The organism is Jeotgalicoccus coquinae, from assembly GCF_014207425.1.
Classification (GTDB): Bacteria; Bacillota; Bacilli; order Staphylococcales; family Salinicoccaceae; genus Jeotgalicoccus; species Jeotgalicoccus coquinae.
In genome coordinates this window covers 1,269,349-1,287,909 of the sequence record NZ_JACHFF010000001.1, presented here as the reverse complement: position 1 = coordinate 1,287,909, position 18,561 = coordinate 1,269,349, and the positions used below count along the sequence as shown (strand labels likewise).

At 40.2% G+C, this 18,561-nt stretch carries 18 protein-coding genes and 1 riboswitch; of the genes, 14 read left to right on the top strand and 4 right to left on the bottom strand.

Translation table 11 applies throughout. The features are described from left to right. The first annotated feature begins 99 nt into the window (after window positions 1-99). A complete protein-coding gene (locus tag HNR41_RS06285) occupies window positions 100-1,350 on the top strand; it encodes a helix-turn-helix domain-containing protein (protein WP_184282767.1) in 1,251 nt (416 codons plus the stop codon). A gap of 196 nt (window positions 1,351-1,546) precedes the next feature. Here the strand turns inward: HNR41_RS06285 and HNR41_RS06280 are convergent, their stop codons facing one another. Then, window positions 1,547-2,851, bottom strand: coding sequence for a Na+/H+ antiporter NhaC family protein (locus HNR41_RS06280; protein ID WP_184282765.1), 1,305 nt, complete (start codon window positions 2,849-2,851; stop codon window positions 1,547-1,549). Between the two features lie 64 nt (window positions 2,852-2,915). Next, window positions 2,916-3,017, bottom strand: a riboswitch (SAM riboswitch). A gap of 255 nt (window positions 3,018-3,272) precedes the next feature. On the opposite strand from HNR41_RS06280, the gene HNR41_RS06275 reads away from it, so the two are divergent. The 7 genes from HNR41_RS06275 (at window position 3,273) to HNR41_RS06245 (ending at window position 9,792) form a co-directional block, all read left to right on the top strand. Further along, window positions 3,273-3,806 (top strand): YceI family protein, encoded by a 534-nt coding sequence (locus HNR41_RS06275; protein WP_184282764.1) that lies wholly within the window; start codon window positions 3,273-3,275, stop codon window positions 3,804-3,806. A gap of 128 nt (window positions 3,807-3,934) precedes the next feature. Further along, the gene (locus HNR41_RS06270) at window positions 3,935-4,624 is read left to right on the top strand and encodes a response regulator transcription factor (RefSeq protein WP_184282762.1); all 690 of its coding nucleotides are present in this window, start codon (window positions 3,935-3,937) and stop codon (window positions 4,622-4,624) included. An 81-nt stretch (window positions 4,625-4,705) separates the two neighbouring features. Further along, window positions 4,706-5,629, top strand: coding sequence for an ATP-binding cassette domain-containing protein (locus HNR41_RS06265; RefSeq protein WP_184282760.1), 924 nt, complete (start codon window positions 4,706-4,708; stop codon window positions 5,627-5,629). Continuing rightward, complete coding sequence (locus HNR41_RS06260) at window positions 5,622-6,386, top strand: ABC transporter permease (protein WP_184282758.1); 765 nt, start codon at window positions 5,622-5,624, stop codon at window positions 6,384-6,386. The genes HNR41_RS06265 and HNR41_RS06260 overlap by 8 nt, the downstream gene beginning before the upstream one ends. 86 nt (window positions 6,387-6,472) lie before the next feature. Beyond that, entirely contained in the window at window positions 6,473-7,315 is an 843-nt protein-coding gene (locus HNR41_RS06255) for a sensor histidine kinase (protein WP_311770118.1), read from the top strand. Window positions 7,316-7,404: 89 nt separating this feature from the next. Continuing rightward, a complete protein-coding gene (locus HNR41_RS06250) occupies window positions 7,405-8,397 on the top strand; it encodes an MsnO8 family LLM class oxidoreductase (protein WP_184282754.1) in 993 nt (330 codons plus the stop codon). A 66-nt stretch (window positions 8,398-8,463) separates the two neighbouring features. Beyond that, entirely contained in the window at window positions 8,464-9,792 is a 1,329-nt protein-coding gene (locus tag HNR41_RS06245; RefSeq protein WP_184282752.1) for an FAD-dependent oxidoreductase, read from the top strand. A 37-nt stretch (window positions 9,793-9,829) separates the two neighbouring features. Here HNR41_RS06245 and HNR41_RS06240 read toward each other — a convergent pair whose 3' ends face one another. After that, entirely contained in the window at window positions 9,830-10,384 is a 555-nt protein-coding gene (locus tag HNR41_RS06240) for a Maf family protein (RefSeq protein ID WP_184282750.1), read from the bottom strand. 189 nt (window positions 10,385-10,573) lie between these two features. Here HNR41_RS06240 and HNR41_RS06235 point away from each other — a divergent pair, with 189 nt between their 5' ends. Beyond that, the gene (locus HNR41_RS06235) at window positions 10,574-10,930 is read left to right on the top strand and encodes a DUF6176 family protein (protein WP_184282748.1); all 357 of its coding nucleotides are present in this window, start codon (window positions 10,574-10,576) and stop codon (window positions 10,928-10,930) included. A gap of 131 nt (window positions 10,931-11,061) precedes the next feature. Here HNR41_RS06235 and abc-f read toward each other — a convergent pair whose 3' ends face one another. After that, a complete protein-coding gene (abc-f, locus tag HNR41_RS06230) occupies window positions 11,062-12,567 on the bottom strand; it encodes a ribosomal protection-like ABC-F family protein (RefSeq protein WP_184282746.1) in 1,506 nt (501 codons plus the stop codon). 299 nt (window positions 12,568-12,866) lie between these two features. Here abc-f and queG point away from each other — a divergent pair, with 299 nt between their 5' ends. Genes queG through nfsA form a run of 3 tightly spaced genes read left to right on the top strand, consistent with a single transcriptional unit; the run spans window position 12,867 to window position 15,232 of the window. After that, window positions 12,867-14,018 carry a tRNA epoxyqueuosine(34) reductase QueG gene (gene queG, locus HNR41_RS06225; RefSeq protein ID WP_184282745.1) on the top strand — a complete coding sequence of 384 codons (1,152 nt, stop codon included), beginning with the start codon at window positions 12,867-12,869 and terminating at the stop codon, window positions 14,016-14,018. Next, window positions 14,015-14,482 carry a tRNA (uridine(34)/cytosine(34)/5-carboxymethylaminomethyluridine(34)-2'-O)-methyltransferase TrmL gene (trmL, locus tag HNR41_RS06220; RefSeq protein ID WP_184282743.1) on the top strand — a complete coding sequence of 156 codons (468 nt, stop codon included), beginning with the start codon at window positions 14,015-14,017 and terminating at the stop codon, window positions 14,480-14,482. Before queG ends, trmL begins: the two co-directional genes overlap by 4 nt. Window positions 14,483-14,494: 12 nt before the next feature. After that, the gene (gene nfsA, locus HNR41_RS06215; protein WP_184282741.1) at window positions 14,495-15,232 is read left to right on the top strand and encodes an oxygen-insensitive NADPH nitroreductase; all 738 of its coding nucleotides are present in this window, start codon (window positions 14,495-14,497) and stop codon (window positions 15,230-15,232) included. Window positions 15,233-15,274: 42 nt separating this feature from the next. Here nfsA and HNR41_RS06210 read toward each other — a convergent pair whose 3' ends face one another. Further along, on the bottom strand, window positions 15,275-15,979 hold the full coding sequence (locus HNR41_RS06210) for a dihydropteridine reductase (protein WP_184282739.1): 705 nt from the start codon (window positions 15,977-15,979) through the stop codon (window positions 15,275-15,277). Between the two features lie 539 nt (window positions 15,980-16,518). Here HNR41_RS06210 and HNR41_RS06205 point away from each other — a divergent pair. Next, a complete protein-coding gene (locus HNR41_RS06205; RefSeq protein WP_184282737.1) occupies window positions 16,519-17,097 on the top strand; it encodes a hypothetical protein in 579 nt (192 codons plus the stop codon). A 75-nt stretch (window positions 17,098-17,172) separates the two neighbouring features. Then, window positions 17,173-18,561 carry a class II fumarate hydratase gene (fumC, locus tag HNR41_RS06200; protein WP_184282735.1) on the top strand — a complete coding sequence of 463 codons (1,389 nt, stop codon included), beginning with the start codon at window positions 17,173-17,175 and terminating at the stop codon, window positions 18,559-18,561.

Below are 18,561 nucleotides of genomic sequence, written 5' to 3'. Positions count from 1 at the left end.
CTTTGTTTAATTTGATTAAACTTATCATATGATTATTTAGTATTGTAAGTCAATAAAAAGTTTAATATAATTAAACTAATGTAAATTGGAGTGAGGACTATGACTTTAGGTGAACGTATAAAAGCATTGAGAAAAGAACAGGGATTAACTCTTGTTGATTTGGCCGGGAGTAAAATCACTAAAGGCATGCTGTCATTAATAGAGAATAATAAATCCAAACCTTCAATGGATACACTGGAATACCTTGCAGAGGAGCTTGGAGTAACTGTCAGCTACTTAACTCAAGAGGGAGACAGCGAGTGGACAAAAGAAGTTCTTGAACGCAGCGAGCTGTACAATGCCTTTGATTTTCCTACGGAATTAATAAAAGAAGAAATACTGCCAAACATGGATAAGATTGCACAGTCGAACGACGGTATGGTTGTTTATCATCTGATTCGGGTTTACTACAGATATACTGGACAGAAAGAGAAGGCTGAAGAGATTACTGATTTAATTGAGAAGTTCTATAAAAGTATCGGACTGGAACATCTCGCTGTAACCGATAAAATGAACAATGCAGTGTCAATGCTGTATGAGCGTGATTATAAAAACGCTTATGAAACGATAAAACAGCTGGAAGATGAAGTAGAGAAATTTAAGGATTACGATAACAACATCTATCTTAATTACTTATTCTGGAGGAGCTCATTTGCTGCAGACTTTGACAGAGAAGATTTCCTCAAATATGGTGAGCTGCATATTCAGGAAAGTTATAAGATGGAGAACTTTAAATACTATTACCTGCAGAATTTAATACTCGGATTATATTATTCACATAATGAAGAGTGGGAAAAAGCTGAGGAATATCAGGAAAATATAAGAAAGTATTTATTGTTTAATCAATCAGATAAATACCGATTTGAAGTACTCGACAGAAACCGTCCGATCAGCGTATTTTATCTTTTGAATCAGCCTGATAATATTATTGAAATGATTGAAGAGTTTTTGAAGGGAATGACGGAGATGGTGGAAGGTGATTACGTCTCTGAAGAACCTAAGCTGCACCAGGAGTATATTAAGCAGTATCTTCCTGTATTTGATATGGAGTTGGCATATTTTAAAGAGGATTATAATTATGTGCTGGAAAACTTTTCATATAAAATGTATGAACGCCCGCAAGCACAGCATCCGCTCGATAGAATACTGTTTGCAGTGCGCAGTCTTGTATATCCGCTGAGCCTGTTTGAAACAGGCAAAGTCGAAGAGGCAAGAGAGGCTTATAATTTAATTGAAGAGATAGTAGCAGATATTAAAGATTCTATATATGCTAAAGAAATGCATATGATTAAGGAAATTTTATTTAAATAGTTATTGAGACGGGATATGCGTGAGCATGTTCCGTTTTTTTAGTTGATATATATACTTGGAGTATGACGCAGGATTGCCGTCGTCTTTGAAGAGCGCCTGGGATACGACACGGATTCACCGTCGTACTCAATCAAAAATATCCCGCATAATATATAAAAAAACGGACACAGCACCGCTGCATCCGACCAATATAAATCTATTTAACATTTTCTTTTGAATACTTTCTCGGGAAACCGATTAATATAGCAACTATCCCGCTGATTATTAATATTATTGGATAAATCGAGTAGGGCATAATCTCAACAGGTGAGATACCGGCGGCGAGTCCTGAAGCGGCAAGCATTTGTCCGCCGTATGGTATTAATCCTTGGAATCCTGCTGCGAAAGTATCTAGGATGCTCGCTGATTTTCTCGGGTCCACATCGTATTCATCGGCAATATTTTTCGCCAGCGGCCCGGTCATAATAATTGAAATCGTATTGTTTGCTGTTGATATGTCGGTAACACTGACCAGACTTGCGATACCAAGTTCTGCGCCTTTTTTAGATTTAATTCTGCTCATAATTGTATCGAGCAGGTAGGTAATACCGCCGTAATGACTCACCAGGCCGATCATACCAGCGATTAAAATAGTAATAATTGCTATTTCCTGCATTCCTGCGATGCCTTCACCGGCCGCTGTAATCAGTGTGAATATATCAAATGCACCAGTAAACAGTCCAAGTATGCCTGCAAATACTGCACCGCTCAGCAGCACGATGATGACGTCGACTCCAAGGAGTGCGACTATCAATACGGCTAAATAAGGCAGTACTTCTATAAATCTAAAGTCATAATTTCCTGTTTCACTAAGCGAAACATCCGCAGTGAGCAGATACAGAATGACTACTGTAAGCAGTGCTCCGGGCAGTACAATCCAAAAATTCACTTTAAACTTATCAATCATTTTTACGCCCTGGGTGCGTGTAGCAACGATTGTTGTATCTGAAATGAAAGATAAGTTATCACCGAACATCGCGCCGCCGATAACCGTAGCTAAAGCAAGCGCGACTCCGATTTCTGTCTGGTCAGCAATACCAATCGCAATCGGCGCAATCGCAACAACTGTGCCCATGCTCGTTCCCATCGACAGCGAAACAAAGCAGCAGATGATAAAAATCCCGCTGAGTAAAAGACTGCCCGGAAGAAATGTTAATCCCATATTAACTGTTGAATCAACAGCACCCATTGCTCCGGCAACTCCGGAAAACGCACCGGACAGCAGGAAGATAACTATAATTAGTATAATATTTTCCTGTGCTGCACCTTTTAAGTACGCGGACAGTTTATCTTTAAAAGGTTCTTTAAAATATAAAAAGAATGCTAAGACTGAAGCGATAACTGCGGCTACAGTAATCGGCATCGCATTGAAATCTCCGGCGATCAGTCCTGTGCCGATAAATAATGCTACGAATATAATTAATGGCAGCAGCGATACAAAACTGCCTTTATGTTTAGACATATAACTCCTCCTATTGAAAAATCCCCATCCTTTATCTGCAAAGATAAGAGATGGGGAAATCCTCGGCTTATCTTCGAGCAGATGCTGCTCCTGGAATTAGCACAGTACCTTACGGTCTGTTGCTGAGGCTTCAGCGGGCCAGTCCCTTCACCTCTCTGGATAAGAAATTATTTAATTAATGAGATTAAGAATACACGCTTAATAAATAAAGGTCAACAAATTAATAATATATGTTGAAAAGGTTTAATTTTCTGAAAACAGGTAATCAATTGAGGACTCTTAAAATAGAAGATTGTATTAAATTTAATTTATTTTAAGTTTGTTACTTGCTTTTTGTAACCAAGTGTATTAATATAATGAATGTGATAGTTCGAAAGCGAAATATTAAACTGCAAACAAAATCTTGGAGGATGAATTAATTATGGCTAAATTTGCATTAGACACAGCACACTCGGAATTAGAATTTACGGTAAAACATATGATGGTCACTAAAGTTAAGGGTACGTTCGGTGACTGGTCAATTAATCTCGATGTTGACAATATTGAAGAACTTTCAACAGCAAAAGTTACAGGGAAAGCAAGCACAGCAACAATCAATACTAAGGTAGCGGACCGTGATGCTCACTTAACATCTGCTGACTTCTTCGATTCAGAAAACTATTCTGATATCACATTTGAATCAACTAAAATCGAAGGTTCAGGTTCTAAATATGATGTTACCGGTAACTTAACTATTAAAGATGTAACTAAAGAAATTACTATTCCTTTAGAATTCAACGGTAAAGCATTAAACCCATGGGGTGTTGACGTTTACGGTTTCGAATCTAACTTCTCAATTAACCGTGAAGAATTTGGTTTAACTTGGAACCAGGCTCTTGAGACTGGCGGAGTAATGGTATCCAAGGACGTTAAAGTTAACCTTGAATTACAATTTAATCCTGCAGAAGCAGAATAAATCAGATTAAACAGCTGAAAGTGATATAGATATAAATGGGTCAATACTCCGTGATATTCTTAAATGAATAACACGGAGTATTTTTACGTTTATAATAAATTTAGGAATAGAGTGAGAGGTGTAGAAATATGGTGCTGAACAAAAATATATTAATTGTGGAAGATGATGATGCAATTAATAAACTGCTGTCGGATATTGTGAGCGGACAGGGATATACAACACAATCTGCGTATTCAGGCACGGAAGCGATGCTTTACATCAAACAGCAGCAGTGGGACTTAATACTGCTTGATATGATGCTGCCGGGATTATCCGGGGAGCAAGTCCTGAAAAATATAACTGATTTAGGAACATCACCCGTAATCGTCATTTCTGCCCGTGATGCACAGGAGGTAAAAGTCAGTGCACTGCGTCTTGGAGCAGACGATTATATTACGAAGCCGTTCGATGTGGAGGAAGTATCTGCCCGAATCGGCTCTGTTATGCGCAGATTTAACCGTAGCAATCAGGTGATTCCAAATGTGCTTGTACATAAAGATATCGTTCTTGATGCAGATGCCAGAACCGTAAAGGTGAATGATTCAGAGCTGTTACTGACTGCACGTGAATTTACGATTTTATATACTTTGATGTCGAGTCCCGAAAAAGTTTTCTCCAAAGCGAATATATTTGAAAGCGCATGGAATGAAACGTTTCATGGAGACGATAATACTGTGAATGTTCATATGAGCAATCTCCGCAATAAACTGTCCGGAGCAGCGGGTGAAGCGGATTATATAGAGACGGTATGGGGAATGGGGTATAAAATGAAAACTTAATACTTTCTTAAGAATTGGTTTAAGACCTTCTTATGATTTCTAATTTACAATCAATGTATCGATTAAGAAGGAGATCATATTATGAACGAATATATATTAAGAACTGAAGAAATCACAAAAACATATAAAAATTATGCAGCAGTCAACAAAGTAAATCTCACTGTTAAAAAAGGAGATATTTACGGGTTTATAGGACAGAACGGTGCAGGGAAATCAACGATGCTGAGACTGGTAACGGGACTTGGTTTTCCGGACAGCGGCACGCTTGAAATTTTCGGTGAGAATGCAGATAAAGGTCTGAATGCTGCACAGAAGAGAATCGGTGCGATTATTGAGAACCCGGCACTGTTTTTAAATATGACAGCTGAACAAAATCTGGAAGTTCACCGACTCCAGAAGGGGATTCCAGGGAAACAGTGTATCGCAGATACATTGAAACTCGTGGAACTGGAAAATACAGGTAACAAAAAAGTTAAGAACTTCTCACTGGGGATGAAGCAGCGCCTTGGCCTTGCAACGGCACTGCTCGGTGATCCTGAATTTCTTATTCTGGATGAACCGACAAACGGACTGGATCCGATAGGTATTGTTGAACTGAGGGGATTAATTCAGAAATTAAACCGTGAAAAAGGTTTAACTGTGCTGATTTCCAGTCATATTTTAAGCGAACTTTATCAGCTCGCAACAACGTACGGAATTATTCATGAAGGCAGACTGATTGAGGAACTGACACTCCGCGAGCTGGATAATAAATGCCGTCAGCACTTGAAAATTAAAGTGAATGATACAGAAAAAGGTGTCACAATTCTTGAAGAACAGTTAAATACGACGGACTTTGAAGTCAGTCCCGACGGTTCAATCAGCTTGTATAATCACCTGAATGAAGTGCGTAAGGTGTCTTCGGCGCTGACATCAGGCGGATTAATTATTGAACATCTTTCACAGAACGGGGACAGTCTCGAAAGCTACTTCTCAAAACTTGTCGGAGGTGATTCACATGAATAATCTTCTGCAGGCGGAAATATTTAAACTGAGACACAACAAATCATTCTGGTTGATTTTAATAGTATCACTCGGGCTCAGCAGTCTGATGCATTATCTTGTCATAACAGGATGGTGGATGCTCACTAATACGCCGTTTGAAACTATGGGCATTCCTGAAATGAATGCATTATCGATGTTTATCCTGCCTTTATTTTTTAACCTGATGACAGGAACGCTCGCAGCATTTTATATTTCCACTGAATTCGACAGCAGCGGCGTGATTAAAAATCAGATTATCAGCGGAAAAAACAGAAGTTTAATTTACCTTGCGAAATATCTCGTATTTACTGCAGCTGCTACAGTTATCACTGTGATTATCCCGGTCGGGACAGGTCTGATATTGAACCTGCTTATGAACGCCGGTATATTTGATGGGAACAGCATGATGTATTTACTGAAGGCATTCGGGTTATTTACATTGCAGCTGGCAGGGTATACAGCAATTGTTACACTAATTGCGATTCTTACAGGAGACAGCGGCAGAACGATAATTTTTACAATCGTCTTCACACTCATTATGTTTGTAATAGAGAAAATGCCGATGTCGGATATTATCACAGCTATATACGATTATTCGGTATTCCGTCAGTTCAGTATAGTCATGAACCCCGAAATGACATCTGGTGATATTATTGCAGCAGTAGTGATTGGAGTCATTTCAACAGCTGTTATGCTTGTTATCGGTATGTATATTTTTAATAAAAAAGAAATCAAATAAATTTAAAGGGCAGGTGCACGGGAATGATCCTCATGCTAATAATTTTAATAATTACAGCGGCTGTTCTCGGCATCCGCCTTTTTGTCGTGAAAAAAGAAATAAAGAATATCAGCACACAGCTGAATTCATATAATAATTTTTCCACGGGTAAGAAAATGGATATCAGTCTGGTCGATAGAGATGTTGAAACACTCGGTTCTGAAATCAATACACTGATTGATCATTACGTCAGTGCGAAGCGTGAAAAAATAAGTTCCGAGAATGAATTAAAAGAGGGAATTGCGAGCATCTCCCACGATTTAAGAACACCTTTAACATCAATTAAAGGCTATCTTCAAATGGTGAAGTCAAAAGATTTATCAAAAAGTCAGCGGGAAGAATATTTAAATATTGCACTCGAACGTTCGGTGCATCTTGAGAAACTGGTGAATGATTTTTTTGAGCTGAGTAAAATTGAATCTCATGATTATACATTACGCAATGAACGGATTAATATGACAGAGATGACGAATGAAATGGTTTTATCGTTTTATAACGGTTTTAAAGAGAAAGAAGTTGAGCCTGACATTAATATCAGCAGTACACCTGTATTTATAATGAACGACCGGGCAGCAGTGACCCGGGTGCTTGAAAATCTGCTGTCCAATGCGCTCCAGTATTCAAAAGGAGGTATCGGGGTCACTGTCCGTAAAAATGAAGACAAAGTACTGCTCCGTGTGGAAAACAGTACAGAAATTATTGATGAAGCACACAATCCCGAACTGTTCTTTGACCGTTTCTACATTGCAGACAAATCAAGAACCGGGCGGAGCTCAGGACTCGGTCTTGCCGTAACGAAAAGTTTAATGGATAAAATGAACGGCCGGATCCGTGCTGAGTACGATGGTGAAAGACTGGCATTTACTTGTGAGTGGCAGGGCGCGGACTAAGCACGAAGTTTCTAAACCGGCCGGTTAATTGATATTCTTTGAAGAAGGTATTATTTATCGATAAAAACTAATTAAAGGATGAATTAACTATGAAACTGAGCATATTGGATCAGGCGCCTATAACAAAAGGGCATACAGCGGCAGGTGCTTTAATTAAAACAGAAGAGCTTGCAGTACTCGGAGATCAGCTCGGATACGAGCGTATGTGGATGGCAGAACACCACGGTACATCTGCTTATGCGAGTTCGGCACCGGAAGTAACTGCAGCATATCTCGCGGCAAAAACAGAAAATATCCGTATCGGTACCGGCGGCGTGATGATGATGCATTACTCACCGTTAAAACTTGCGGAAGTATTTAAAACGCTCAGTGCATTTGCACCCGGGCGTATTGATTTCGGCATGGGCAGAGCACCCGGCGGAGATCAGTATTCAGTTTATGCATTATCTGAAGGCCGCACGCCCATGATGCATAATATGTATGAAAAGTTTGATACTGCGCTCCAGCTGATTAACGATGAAGTGCCGTCATCGAAACTGTATAACAAAACCATCGCGACACCATCTAATATTGTACGCCCCGAATCATGGCTGCTCGGTTCCAGCGGAAACAGTGCTGTTGAAGCGGGACGGAGAGGCGCAGGATACTCGTTTGCACAATTTTTTAACGGACAGCTGTCAAAAGAAATTCTCGATGCATATAAAAATAATTTTGAAGCATCACCATTTATGGAAAAACCGGAAATTAATGTGTCTTATATGGTAACAGCAGCTGAAACAGCTGAAGAAGCGGAATTCCAGGCAGGACCCCAGGATATCTGGCGTCTGCAGTTTATGAAAGGACACAGCGGCCAGGTTCTGACACCTGAAGAAGCACAGGATTTCCCGATAACTGAAATGGACCGCATGAAAATCGAGGAAGGCCGCAAACTTCATTTAGTCGGCTCGGCGAAAGAAATTGCTGAACGTCTCTTAAAGGAACAAAATCAGTACGGCTTCGATGAAGCGATGATCTGCAGCATTCCGCATTCGCAGGAAGCACGCCTGAATGTCTATAAGCTGCTTGCCCGCGAACTGTTTTAAATCAGCTTCTCAGGGTAAATACAAAATGAGTGAAAAAGTTTGGATAACGTTAAGGAGAGGCTGTAATTGACTCATTTTGATGCAATAATTATCGGGTTTGGAAAAGCTGGCAAGACGCTGGCAGGAGATCTTGATAGCCGCGGCTGGAAGACAGCTTTAATCGAAAAAGATAAAACGATGTACGGCGGAACATGTATTAATATCGCATGTATTCCGACGAAACTGCTAATGCACGATGCATTAAACGGCAGAGAGTACAGAGCTGCTGTGGAACGTAAAAATGGTGTTATCGGGAGACTGCGTGATAAAAACTACCACAGTGTTGCAGACTTAAAACATGCGACTGTCTATGATGCAAAAGCTGAGTTTATCAATGATAAGGAAATTGAAATAGAATTGGCTGACGGAAGCAAAGAAGTGCTCAGTGCTGATAAAATTTTCGTAAATACGGGTGCTGAAAGTATTATCCCGCCAATAGACGGCGACATAAATTCAGACAAAGTATATACGAGTACGACGCTGATTGATGAAGAAATACTGCCGGAAAGACTGACAATTGTCGGCGGCGGATATATCGGACTTGAATTCGCGACGATGTACAACGCTTTCGGTTCGGAAGTCAGTGTTATCGTACCTGATGAAGAAATACTGCAAAGCGAAGACAGTAATATCAGAGCGGAAATTACGAAGGATATGAAAGAAAGCGGCATAAACTTTATTTTCGGTGAACGTGCTGAAAAAGTAACTGATGAAGGCGGCAGTAAAATTACTGTGACACTATCAGGCGAACGAGAAGTGACTTCAAATGCAGTACTGTTTGCGACCGGACGAAAAGCCAATACAGAAGGTCTCGGCATTGAAACCACAACAGCCGTGCTGACAAATAAAGGCGAGATTAAAGTAAATAATCATCTGCAGACTGACGCTGAAAATATTTATGCGATGGGTGATGTGAAAGGCGGTATGCAGTTCACATATACGTCTCTTGATGATTACCGCATTGTGAAGAGTCACTTATTTGATCACGGCTCTTATGCATATAATTCACGTACAAATGTACATTATACGATGTTTACAGATCCGCCATACTCACGTGCAGGACTGACATCTGAAGAAGCAAAAGAACAGGGATACAAGGCGGCTGAGAACAGTATGCCGATGTCGGGACACCCGAGATCTCATATTAATAATGAACTGCGCGGTTTATTTAAAGCCGTGGTGGATACTGAGACGAAAGCAATCCTCGGTGTGCATTTATACGGGGTGAACTCAGAAGAACTGATTAACACTGTAAAACTCGCTATGGATAACGATATTCCTTATACAGTACTCCGGGATCAGATGTATAACCACCCTGTAATGAGCGAAGCATTTAATAATCTCTTTGATATATAAACAAAATCCCGCAGGCTGTCCGGCCCGCGGGTAGTTTTTATAAATTATACTTTTTCAAAGCTCTGTAGACTTTTGACAGAGGCAGGCCGACGACGGTATTGTAATCACCTTTTATCTCTTTGACGAACACAGCGCCGAAACTTTGAATACCGTAACCGCCCGCTTTGTCATAAGGCTCGCAGGTGTTAACATATTCTTCTATTTCATCATCTGACAGCTCGTAAAAAGTGACTTCTGTGCGGTCCGAAATAATTTCCTCCAAGCCTCTTGACTTTAATATGACACCGGAGTACACTTCATGAGTGCTTCCGGATAAAGCCTTAATTATTTGACGTGCATCTTCAACTGTGGCGGGCTTTTCATAGATAATATTATTGTGACTGACAACTGTATCACAGGTTAACAGGACAGAATTATCATCCACCGTCAGAACTGACGATTTCAATCTGGCAGTTTCGATTACTTTAGTTTTCGGATCGCTGCTCGTAATTTGTTTTTCATCGGCATCGGGTATAAGGATTTCATAATCCAGACCGGCCTGGGAAAGAAGTTCACGGCGTCTTGGCGATTGGGAACCTAGTATAAGTTTCATTAAATGAGACCTCCGGTGCATAAAATAGGCAAAGATACATATATACGTTGTCTTTAGCCGGGAAAACGTTATAATGACGTTAAAGCAGGTTATTTTTAAACAGTATGCTAAAAATATATAAAAATTATTTAATTTTAATAATACATAGGTTAAACCTAAATAGATAGTCGTTTTAAGAGGGGAGCAATCATGAGAGTAGAATTGACGAAGTACAGAGTTAAAGAAGGTAAAAGCAAGCTGGTAGACGAGTGGATAGAATACATGCATAATCATATGGATGACGTTCTCATGAACCTCGAAGGCGAGAAAATGTTCGTTGAAACAATCTTCCGCGAAGCTTTTAATGATGTAGAATATTTATACTGGTACAGCGTTCAGGATGACGCTCAATCAGATGACACTGTTTCCAAAACAGATCTTGATGAAAAACATCTGGAATACTGGGAAAAATGTATTGATAAAACATTCAGACCTGAAGATATGAAAGCTGAGATCGTAATGATACCTGAACGTATCAAACGTGCGATGAAATATAATAATGATTAAAAGGCACCCCTGTGGGATGCCTTTTTTTGATTTGGATGTTGATTTTGAATCAGTGAGTTTGGTTGACAACGGCGTTTCTCTGTTGTGAATCCAGCGTGTCCGGTTGACAACGGCATCTGTCTCTTATCATTTTACTGGTTATTAATATCATTTTTCTGCTTAATCAGCCGTTCGAATTCTTCTTCCAGTTCCGGAGTGGATTCTGCTGACAGTTCGCTGAGTACACGGGTGATCTGCGTTTCGAGCACCATCAGCTCATCTTTTTCGGCATTTCTCGGTACCGGTATATCCGGATTAACGAGTTTCCGGTTTTGAATATCGTACGAAACCGGCGTGATTCTTTCACGGAATCGTTTATCGTGCGAAACTAAAATAATCAGTCCCGGATAGTTTTTCAGCATTTCTTCAAGTGCTTCGATTGAGTGTACATCAAGGAAGTTGGTCGGTTCATCGAGAATCAGTACCTGGCTGTTTGCCATAAGCAGCTTCACCAGCTGAACTTTCACGCGCTCGCCGCCGCTGATGACGGATACTTTTTTATGAACCTCATCTGCTTTAATATTTAAGCGGGCGAGGGCGGTTCTGACAGTGGTTTCATCGTAACTGCTGCTCTTTGTAATATTTTCTAAAATGCTCAGATTTAAATCCAGAGACTCAAGCTGCTGATAAAAGTATCCGATGGCAAGATTGGAATTCCGATACTTATTATAAATATAATTAAGCAGAGTTGTTTTGCCTGAACCGTTTGTTCCGGTGATGCTCACTTTGTCAGTTGCTTTTAAATAGAGAGAGACATCTTTCAGAAGCATTTTTTCTTCTCTCGCTATGTCTTCATGTTCAAGACGGATAACTGTTTTACTGCCGAGTTTCTCCACGTCATGAGAATAAAAAATCACCTGTTTTTCTTCTTCGGGCTTTTCTTTTTCTTCAAGCTGGTTAAGGCGGGATTCCATACCAGAAGCCACCTGATCTAATTTCTTCTGCAGTTTATTGAAATAGGGTTTAGCGCCCTTTTGTCTAAAATCAGAATCAGTTTTATTTTTGGGTTTGTTCGATAAAGCAGCCTGTTTTGATTTATTTTCCACGGCCTTTTCCAGATGCTGTTTCTCGCGGATATATTTATCGTACTCATCTTTTTCACGCTGTCTGTTATGTGCTTCTATCTCTTTGTAATGCGAGTAGTTGCCTGGATATACAGCGATTTTTGTATCTTCAACTGCCCATATTTCTTCTGCAATCTGATCCAGAAAATCGCGGTCGTGTGATGCAATAATTTTAATTGCTTTCTTTTTATTCAGCTCATTAAGGAGCCATGCTGCGTTTGTTTCATCGAGGTGAGTTGTCGGCTCATCCAGTAAAAGAATACCGCCGGAATTTTTTAAACCCTGCTGCAGATAAACTTTCGTCGTTTCTCCTCCGCTTTTCCCCATATCGTTATTTTTCAGCTGCGGAATATAAGTGATGCGCTGATTGGTATACAGTGTGTCGTTATTAATGATATGTTTCAGCAGAGTTGTTTTACCGCTGCCGTTGCGTCCAATCAGACCGATTGTTTTGTGTTCCTGTACAGTGTTATTATCGATTGATATAATTGTTTCTCCGTTAATTTCCAATGTGATGTCATTAAGATTCATCATAAAAAAACAGCCTCATTTCTTTGTCGAAATAAGGCCTCACCAAGTATAATACAGAATATACAAACGGCTCTCCCGTAAACTGAGAGGGGAGCGGAATAATAGTATATAATTAGATATTATAAATGAACTGCAGAGATTAACCCTATTTCGACATAATTTTTCGCATAATAAATAAGCTTGAATATGTCATGAAAAAAAGGATAATCTACTTCATTGTCCTGCAGTTCACCTCGCACATGTATTTGTTATTTACAATATAAAACACAGAAGAATAATTTGCAAATAAAGGATGGGGAAGTATGGACCGTCATGAGTTTAAAAAACGCGTAATTGAATATGCTGCTGCGATCGGTATCGATGATATCGGATTTACGACGGCTGAACCGTTCACTGAGTTTAAAGCGAAACTTATTGATTACTATAAAAACGGCTACGAATCAGGATTCGAGACAGGCACGATTGAAGAGCGTACGAATCCGAAAGCAAGTCTGCCGAATGCAGAGAGTATTATTTCGATTGCAGTCGGCTACCCAAACAGGCTGCGCAATGCACCTAAATCGAAAGCGGGCGAACGCCGCGGAATTTTTGCGAGAGCGTCATGGGGAACGGATTATCATACATTACTCCGCAGCAGGCTCGGGAAACTGGAAGCATTCATTAAAGAACTGGATCCGTCAGTCGACTGTAAATCGATGGTGGATACAGGTGTACTCAGCGACAGGGAAGTAGCAAGACGCAGCGGGCTTGGATTTGCCGGGAAGAATGGATTTATTATCAATCCGAAGCTCGGTACCTATAGTTACCTTGGAGAAATGATAGTCAGCTATCCGTTTCCGGCAGATGAAGAGCTGCTGGATTCATGCGGCGACTGCAACATCTGTGTAGACCGCTGTCCTACAGGTGCGCTAGTCGGGAACGGGCAGGTAGATTCACAGAAATGTATTTCATTTCTGACACAGACAAAAGGCTTTATGCCGGTTGAATACCGTTCTAAAATCGGTAACAGGCTGTACGGCTGTGATACTTGCCAGCAGGTGTGTCCGAGAAACAAAGGCATCAATACAGAGCATCACGAAGATATTGTGCTGGAACCGGAAATTCTAAAACCTGAACTCACCGGGCTGCTGCAAATATCAAACCGTGAATTTAATGAGACTTACGGACATCTTGCAGGCGTATGGCGCGGTAAAAAACCAATTCAGCGGAATGCAATTATTGCACTTGCTCACTTTAAAGAAGAGAGCGCAATTGATATACTTAAAACTGTTGCCGAAACGGATGTACGTCCGGTCATTAAAGGCACTGCCTACTGGGCAATCGGACAGATTGCAGGAGACGGTGCATTGGATTATATTTATGAACGTTACGGCATTGAAACAGATGCCGATGTAAAAAAAGAAATGCTTATGGGAATCCAGGAAGCTAGCCAGGAAGAAGGAAAAAATTTATGAATCACGTTGTACTTTACCAGCCGGAAATACCGCAAAACACAGGGAACATCGCAAGAACATGTGTCGCAACAGGCACACCGCTGCATCTGATTAAACCATACGGCTTCAGTCTTGAGGACAAGTACGTTAAACGTGCAGGTCTGGATTACTGGAAAGACCTTGAATTATATGAATATGACACGATTGAAGAGTTCTTTGACAAGAATAAAGGCAACTATTATATGATTTCGAAATTTGGCAGAAAGAACTTTACGGATGTGGACTTCAGCAGCTCTGATGAAATCCATTACTTCATTTTTGGCCGTGAAACGAAAGGACTGCCGGACTGGCTGAAAGATGAGTACGAAGAGTCACTGATGAGAATTCCGATGACTGACAAAGTACGATCGCTGAATTTATCGAACACTGTCGGTATACTGGTTTATGAAGCATTAAGACAGCAGGAGTATCCTGGACTGAAATAGGAGGATTTTTTGATGAATGATGTTATAAAGTTATTAAATAATCACCGCTCTTTAAGAAAATTTACAGATGAAAAACTATCTGAGGAAACAATCAGAACACTTGTAGGCGCTGCACAAAGTGCAAGTACATCGAGCTACGTGCAGGCTTATTCAATTATGGGTGTCACTGATCCCGAAAAGAAAAAAGCACTGCGTGAAATCAGTACACAGAGCTATGTGGAACATAACGGCCACCTGTTCGTATTTATTGTAGATTTTTATCGTCATAAAGAACTGGCTGAACAGGCAGAAGCAGAAATTGCATACGATAAAACAGAAAATCTGATTGTCGGTGTTGTAGACGCAAGTCTTGCAGCTCAAAATATGGCTGTAGCTGCTGAGAGCATGGGACTGGGAATATGTTATATCGGTTCATTGCGCAACGATATTAAAAAAGCCGGGGAAATTCTCGGGCTGCCTGAAGGTGCATTTGTACTATTCGGAATGGTTGCAGGATACCCTGAAGACGAAGGAACGCAGAAAGAAAGACTGCCTTTTGAAGCGGTATATCACGAAAATACGTATCAGAGAATTGATGAAGTTCAAAGTGATATCGAGGCTTATGATCAGCGTATCAGCGATTATTACAGTGAGAGAACTGACGGCAGACGCGCCGATAAATGGAGCGAACAGGTTATCGGTATGCTGAGCAAGAAACAGCGTCTCGATGTAGACACGGTATTAAAGGAACAAGGATTTTTAGGTCAGTAAATAAAAAATTCCCTGCAGAATTAAGTTCTGCAGGGAATTTTTTTAGTTGGCAAATAATTTTTCTCTCTGGCTTTCGTGCTTGTCGAGCATGATCTGGTAATTTGGAATGCCCTGTTTGAGCAGTAATTCAATGTTCTGTCTTAAGAACTCATCACTGCCGACAACATAAAACAGAGCGTCTTTATCTGCTGTCAGTTTTTCAGCTTCCTGATAATATTCATCGCGGCTGCTGACGAAATGAGCAGTCAGATTTTTTTCAGCTGATGATTCGAAAATATCAGTGAATAAATAATCTTTCGATGAATCGATATTTAATGAATGTACTTTAGTGATATTATTATTGTTATTAAGGTATTCGAGAGCGAGCGGTCTGAATGTAGCAAGACCGACACCTGACGAAAGCATATAAATATTTTTATTTTCACGCTTTAACGGTACGTTTGTATGCGTTTTGAAAATAGCCGCCTCGCTGCCAATTTCCATAGCGTTTAATATCTGCTTGAATTTTGAAGGCTCTTTTCTGATGCGTGTTGTAATGCCTATTGTGTTTTCATCTCTTATAGTAGAAATAGACATATGCCTGATCAGGCTGCGATCCGGTTTTTCACCGGTATTAAATCCTTCAAATGCAAGGTGGATATGAGAACCTTCCTCCCATGTATAATCTTCAGGGCACTCAAAAAAGAAAGTCTTAACTTCCGGCGACTCGGTAACAACATCTGTCAGTTTACTCCAATAAATCTGCATGAATACATTCTCCTTAATACTGCTTAATATGTATGCTGGTTACATATTATTATATATTAATTGATAATAATTCTCAATTATCTGGATTGGGATTTTTTAAGGCAGTGGTGATGGCGGTGATACGCCGGCGCACTCGAAAATAAGTACTTACACCAATACTCTCAAAATCCATAAAAAAAACTGAACAGCACAATGCTGTTCAGTTCAAAAAATTTATTGAATAAAATTATTCTCTAATTTTTGTCTCCCCGTCGTCTTTATATCCCCAGTCGGTTTCGCGACCTGCTGTAAGAATAGAAGTCAGGAAGGCTGCACAAACCATTAAAATAAGAAATGCTTTCATTATTGATTTGCCTCCAGTACTTATATTAATTACATTTATTATAAACCATATCACGAAGATTAAAAAGGCTTTCCTGTAAAAAAAGTAATTTCACATTATTAATTTACGTTTCTTATCAAGATTAGGTTATTTTAAACAGCGTTTAGGGTAATATAAGATTAAACTACAATGCGACGATTATTGGAGGATAAAAATTATGGCAATGAATTTAAAAATATTTGAAACTAAGGAACTCGCAGACATCTTTGTCGCGGATTTATTACGCAAACAGATTCACAACAACCCGGCAAGTATTTTAGCGCTGGATGTTAATGAAGATTTATCACAGGCTTATGAAAAGTTTGTCGGTGAAGTAAAGAATCATCCTGCTGATTTATCTGAAGTGCAGATATTTTCTGTAGGCAGAGGCGGGCTGGATGTTTTCAAAAACCTTGATATTCCTTCATCTCAATTAAACAGCGGCGGTACTGCCGATGATCTTGATGATAAAGGCAAGAAAAAAGTAAACGTTGCACTGCTCAATTTAAACTCGAATAAAAAAATTGGTTTCAACAATGATAACGATGAACTGTTTAAAGCGAAAGAACTCTTTATCTTTGCGTCAGGTGCAGATAAGAGCGAAGTCGTAAGAAATCTCTACGATGCAAATCTGACAGGTAACAGTTCACTGAGTGAAATTAAGAACCACAGAATGGTAACTGTAGTGATGGATAAGTCAGCTGCAGGAGATTTAGACCAAGATATCGTAGAATATTACACTTATAAGTTCGCATAACTCTTTTCTTAATGAATCCTTTCGCAATATAGTATAAACTATTAGGTGATTACTATATTTCGGGGGGATTTTTGTATGTCATTTAGAATTGAGCACGATACGATTGGTGAAATTAAGGTACCTGCGGATAAGTTTTGGGCCGCTCAAACAGAAAGAAGCCGTCAGAACTTTCCGGTAGGTAAGGAAAAGATGCCGATCGAAGTTATCGTGGCATTTGCTCACTTAAAGAAAGCAACTGCGATTGTTAACAGCGATTTAGGAAAGCTGTCTTCTGTGAAGAAAGATGCGATTGTATTTGCATGCGAAAAAATAATTGCACGTGAACTGGACGAGCATTTCCCGCTTGTTGTCTGGCAGACTGGAAGCGGTACGCAAAGTAACATGAACGTCAACGAAGTTGTAAGCTACGTTGCAAACCAGTATTTACAAGACCAGGGCAGTGATGAAGTTGTACATCCGAACGACGATGTAAACAAATCACAAAGTTCAAACGATACTTATCCGACAGCAATGTACGTTGCACTGAGTCAGGCAGTTGAACATCAGCTGATTCCTGCACTTGAAAAACTGCACGGTACATTCGCAAAACAAATGGAAGAGTATAAAGACATTATTAAAATTGGACGTACGCACCTTCAGGATGCGACTCCTGTAACACTCGGCCAGGAAATCAGCGGCTGGGCATACATGCTTGAGAAATCCAAAGAGATGATCAATCAGTCCAAGCAGCAGCTTGGCAACCTTGCTATCGGCGGTACTGCTGTAGGAACAGGACTCAATGCTCATCCTGAATTCGGCGACAGAGTAGCTGCACAAATTGGTGAGCAGACAGGTCTTAAATTTGTTTCATCACCAAACAAGTTCCACGCATTAACTTCATATGACGAAGTTGTCTATGTACATGGTGCGTTAAAGGCGCTTGCTGCAGACTTAATGAAGATTGCAAACGACGTAAGATGGTTAGCTTCGGGACCTCGCGCAGGTCTTGCGGAAATCGAAATTCCAGCAAACGAACCGGGCTCTTCAATTATGCCTGGTAAAGTAAACCCTACACAGTCGGAAATGCTGACTATGGTAGTTGCACAGGTATTCGGAAACGATACCGCTGTAAGCTTCGGTGCATCACAGGGTAACTTCGAGCTGAACGTATTTAAGCCGGTTATTTTATATAACACGCTGCAGTCAATTTACCTGCTGTCTGACGGTATGAATACATTTAACGACAACTGTGCAGTAGGAATTAAACCGATTCACGAAAACATCGACAGATTCCTGAACAACTCACTGATGCTCGTTACGGCATTAAACCCGCACATCGGTTACGAAAATGCTGCGAAGATTGCTAAAAATGCACATGCTAAAGGAATCACGCTGAAAGAGTCTGCGCTCGATTCAGGATTGCTGACAGAAGAGCAGTATGATGAATGGATTAGACCGGAAGACATGATTCACTCTAAAGAGTAG

Excerpts from the sequence above, each read along its gene's own strand:
- HNR41_RS06285 (WP_184282767.1), top strand. The coding sequence starts at position 100 with ATGACTTTAGGTGAACGTATAAAAGCATTGAGAAAAGAACAGGGATTA.
- HNR41_RS06280 (WP_184282765.1), bottom strand. The coding sequence starts at position 2,851 with ATGTCTAAACATAAAGGCAGTTTTGTATCGCTGCTGCCATTAATTATA.
- HNR41_RS06275 (WP_184282764.1), top strand. The coding sequence starts at position 3,273 with ATGGCTAAATTTGCATTAGACACAGCACACTCGGAATTAGAATTTACG.
- HNR41_RS06270 (WP_184282762.1), top strand. The coding sequence starts at position 3,935 with ATGGTGCTGAACAAAAATATATTAATTGTGGAAGATGATGATGCAATT.
- HNR41_RS06265 (WP_184282760.1), top strand. The coding sequence starts at position 4,706 with ATGAACGAATATATATTAAGAACTGAAGAAATCACAAAAACATATAAA.
- HNR41_RS06260 (WP_184282758.1), top strand. The coding sequence starts at position 5,622 with ATGAATAATCTTCTGCAGGCGGAAATATTTAAACTGAGACACAACAAA.
- HNR41_RS06250 (WP_184282754.1), top strand. The coding sequence starts at position 7,405 with ATGAAACTGAGCATATTGGATCAGGCGCCTATAACAAAAGGGCATACA.
- HNR41_RS06240 (WP_184282750.1), bottom strand. The coding sequence starts at position 10,384 with ATGAAACTTATACTAGGTTCCCAATCGCCAAGACGCCGTGAACTTCTT.
- HNR41_RS06235 (WP_184282748.1), top strand. The coding sequence starts at position 10,574 with ATGAGAGTAGAATTGACGAAGTACAGAGTTAAAGAAGGTAAAAGCAAG.
- abc-f (WP_184282746.1), bottom strand. The coding sequence starts at position 12,567 with ATGATGAATCTTAATGACATCACATTGGAAATTAACGGAGAAACAATT.
- queG (WP_184282745.1), top strand. The coding sequence starts at position 12,867 with ATGGACCGTCATGAGTTTAAAAAACGCGTAATTGAATATGCTGCTGCG.
- trmL (WP_184282743.1), top strand. The coding sequence starts at position 14,015 with ATGAATCACGTTGTACTTTACCAGCCGGAAATACCGCAAAACACAGGG.
- nfsA (WP_184282741.1), top strand. The coding sequence starts at position 14,495 with ATGAATGATGTTATAAAGTTATTAAATAATCACCGCTCTTTAAGAAAA.
- HNR41_RS06210 (WP_184282739.1), bottom strand. The coding sequence starts at position 15,979 with ATGCAGATTTATTGGAGTAAACTGACAGATGTTGTTACCGAGTCGCCG.
- HNR41_RS06205 (WP_184282737.1), top strand. The coding sequence starts at position 16,519 with ATGGCAATGAATTTAAAAATATTTGAAACTAAGGAACTCGCAGACATC.
- fumC (WP_184282735.1), top strand. The coding sequence starts at position 17,173 with ATGTCATTTAGAATTGAGCACGATACGATTGGTGAAATTAAGGTACCT.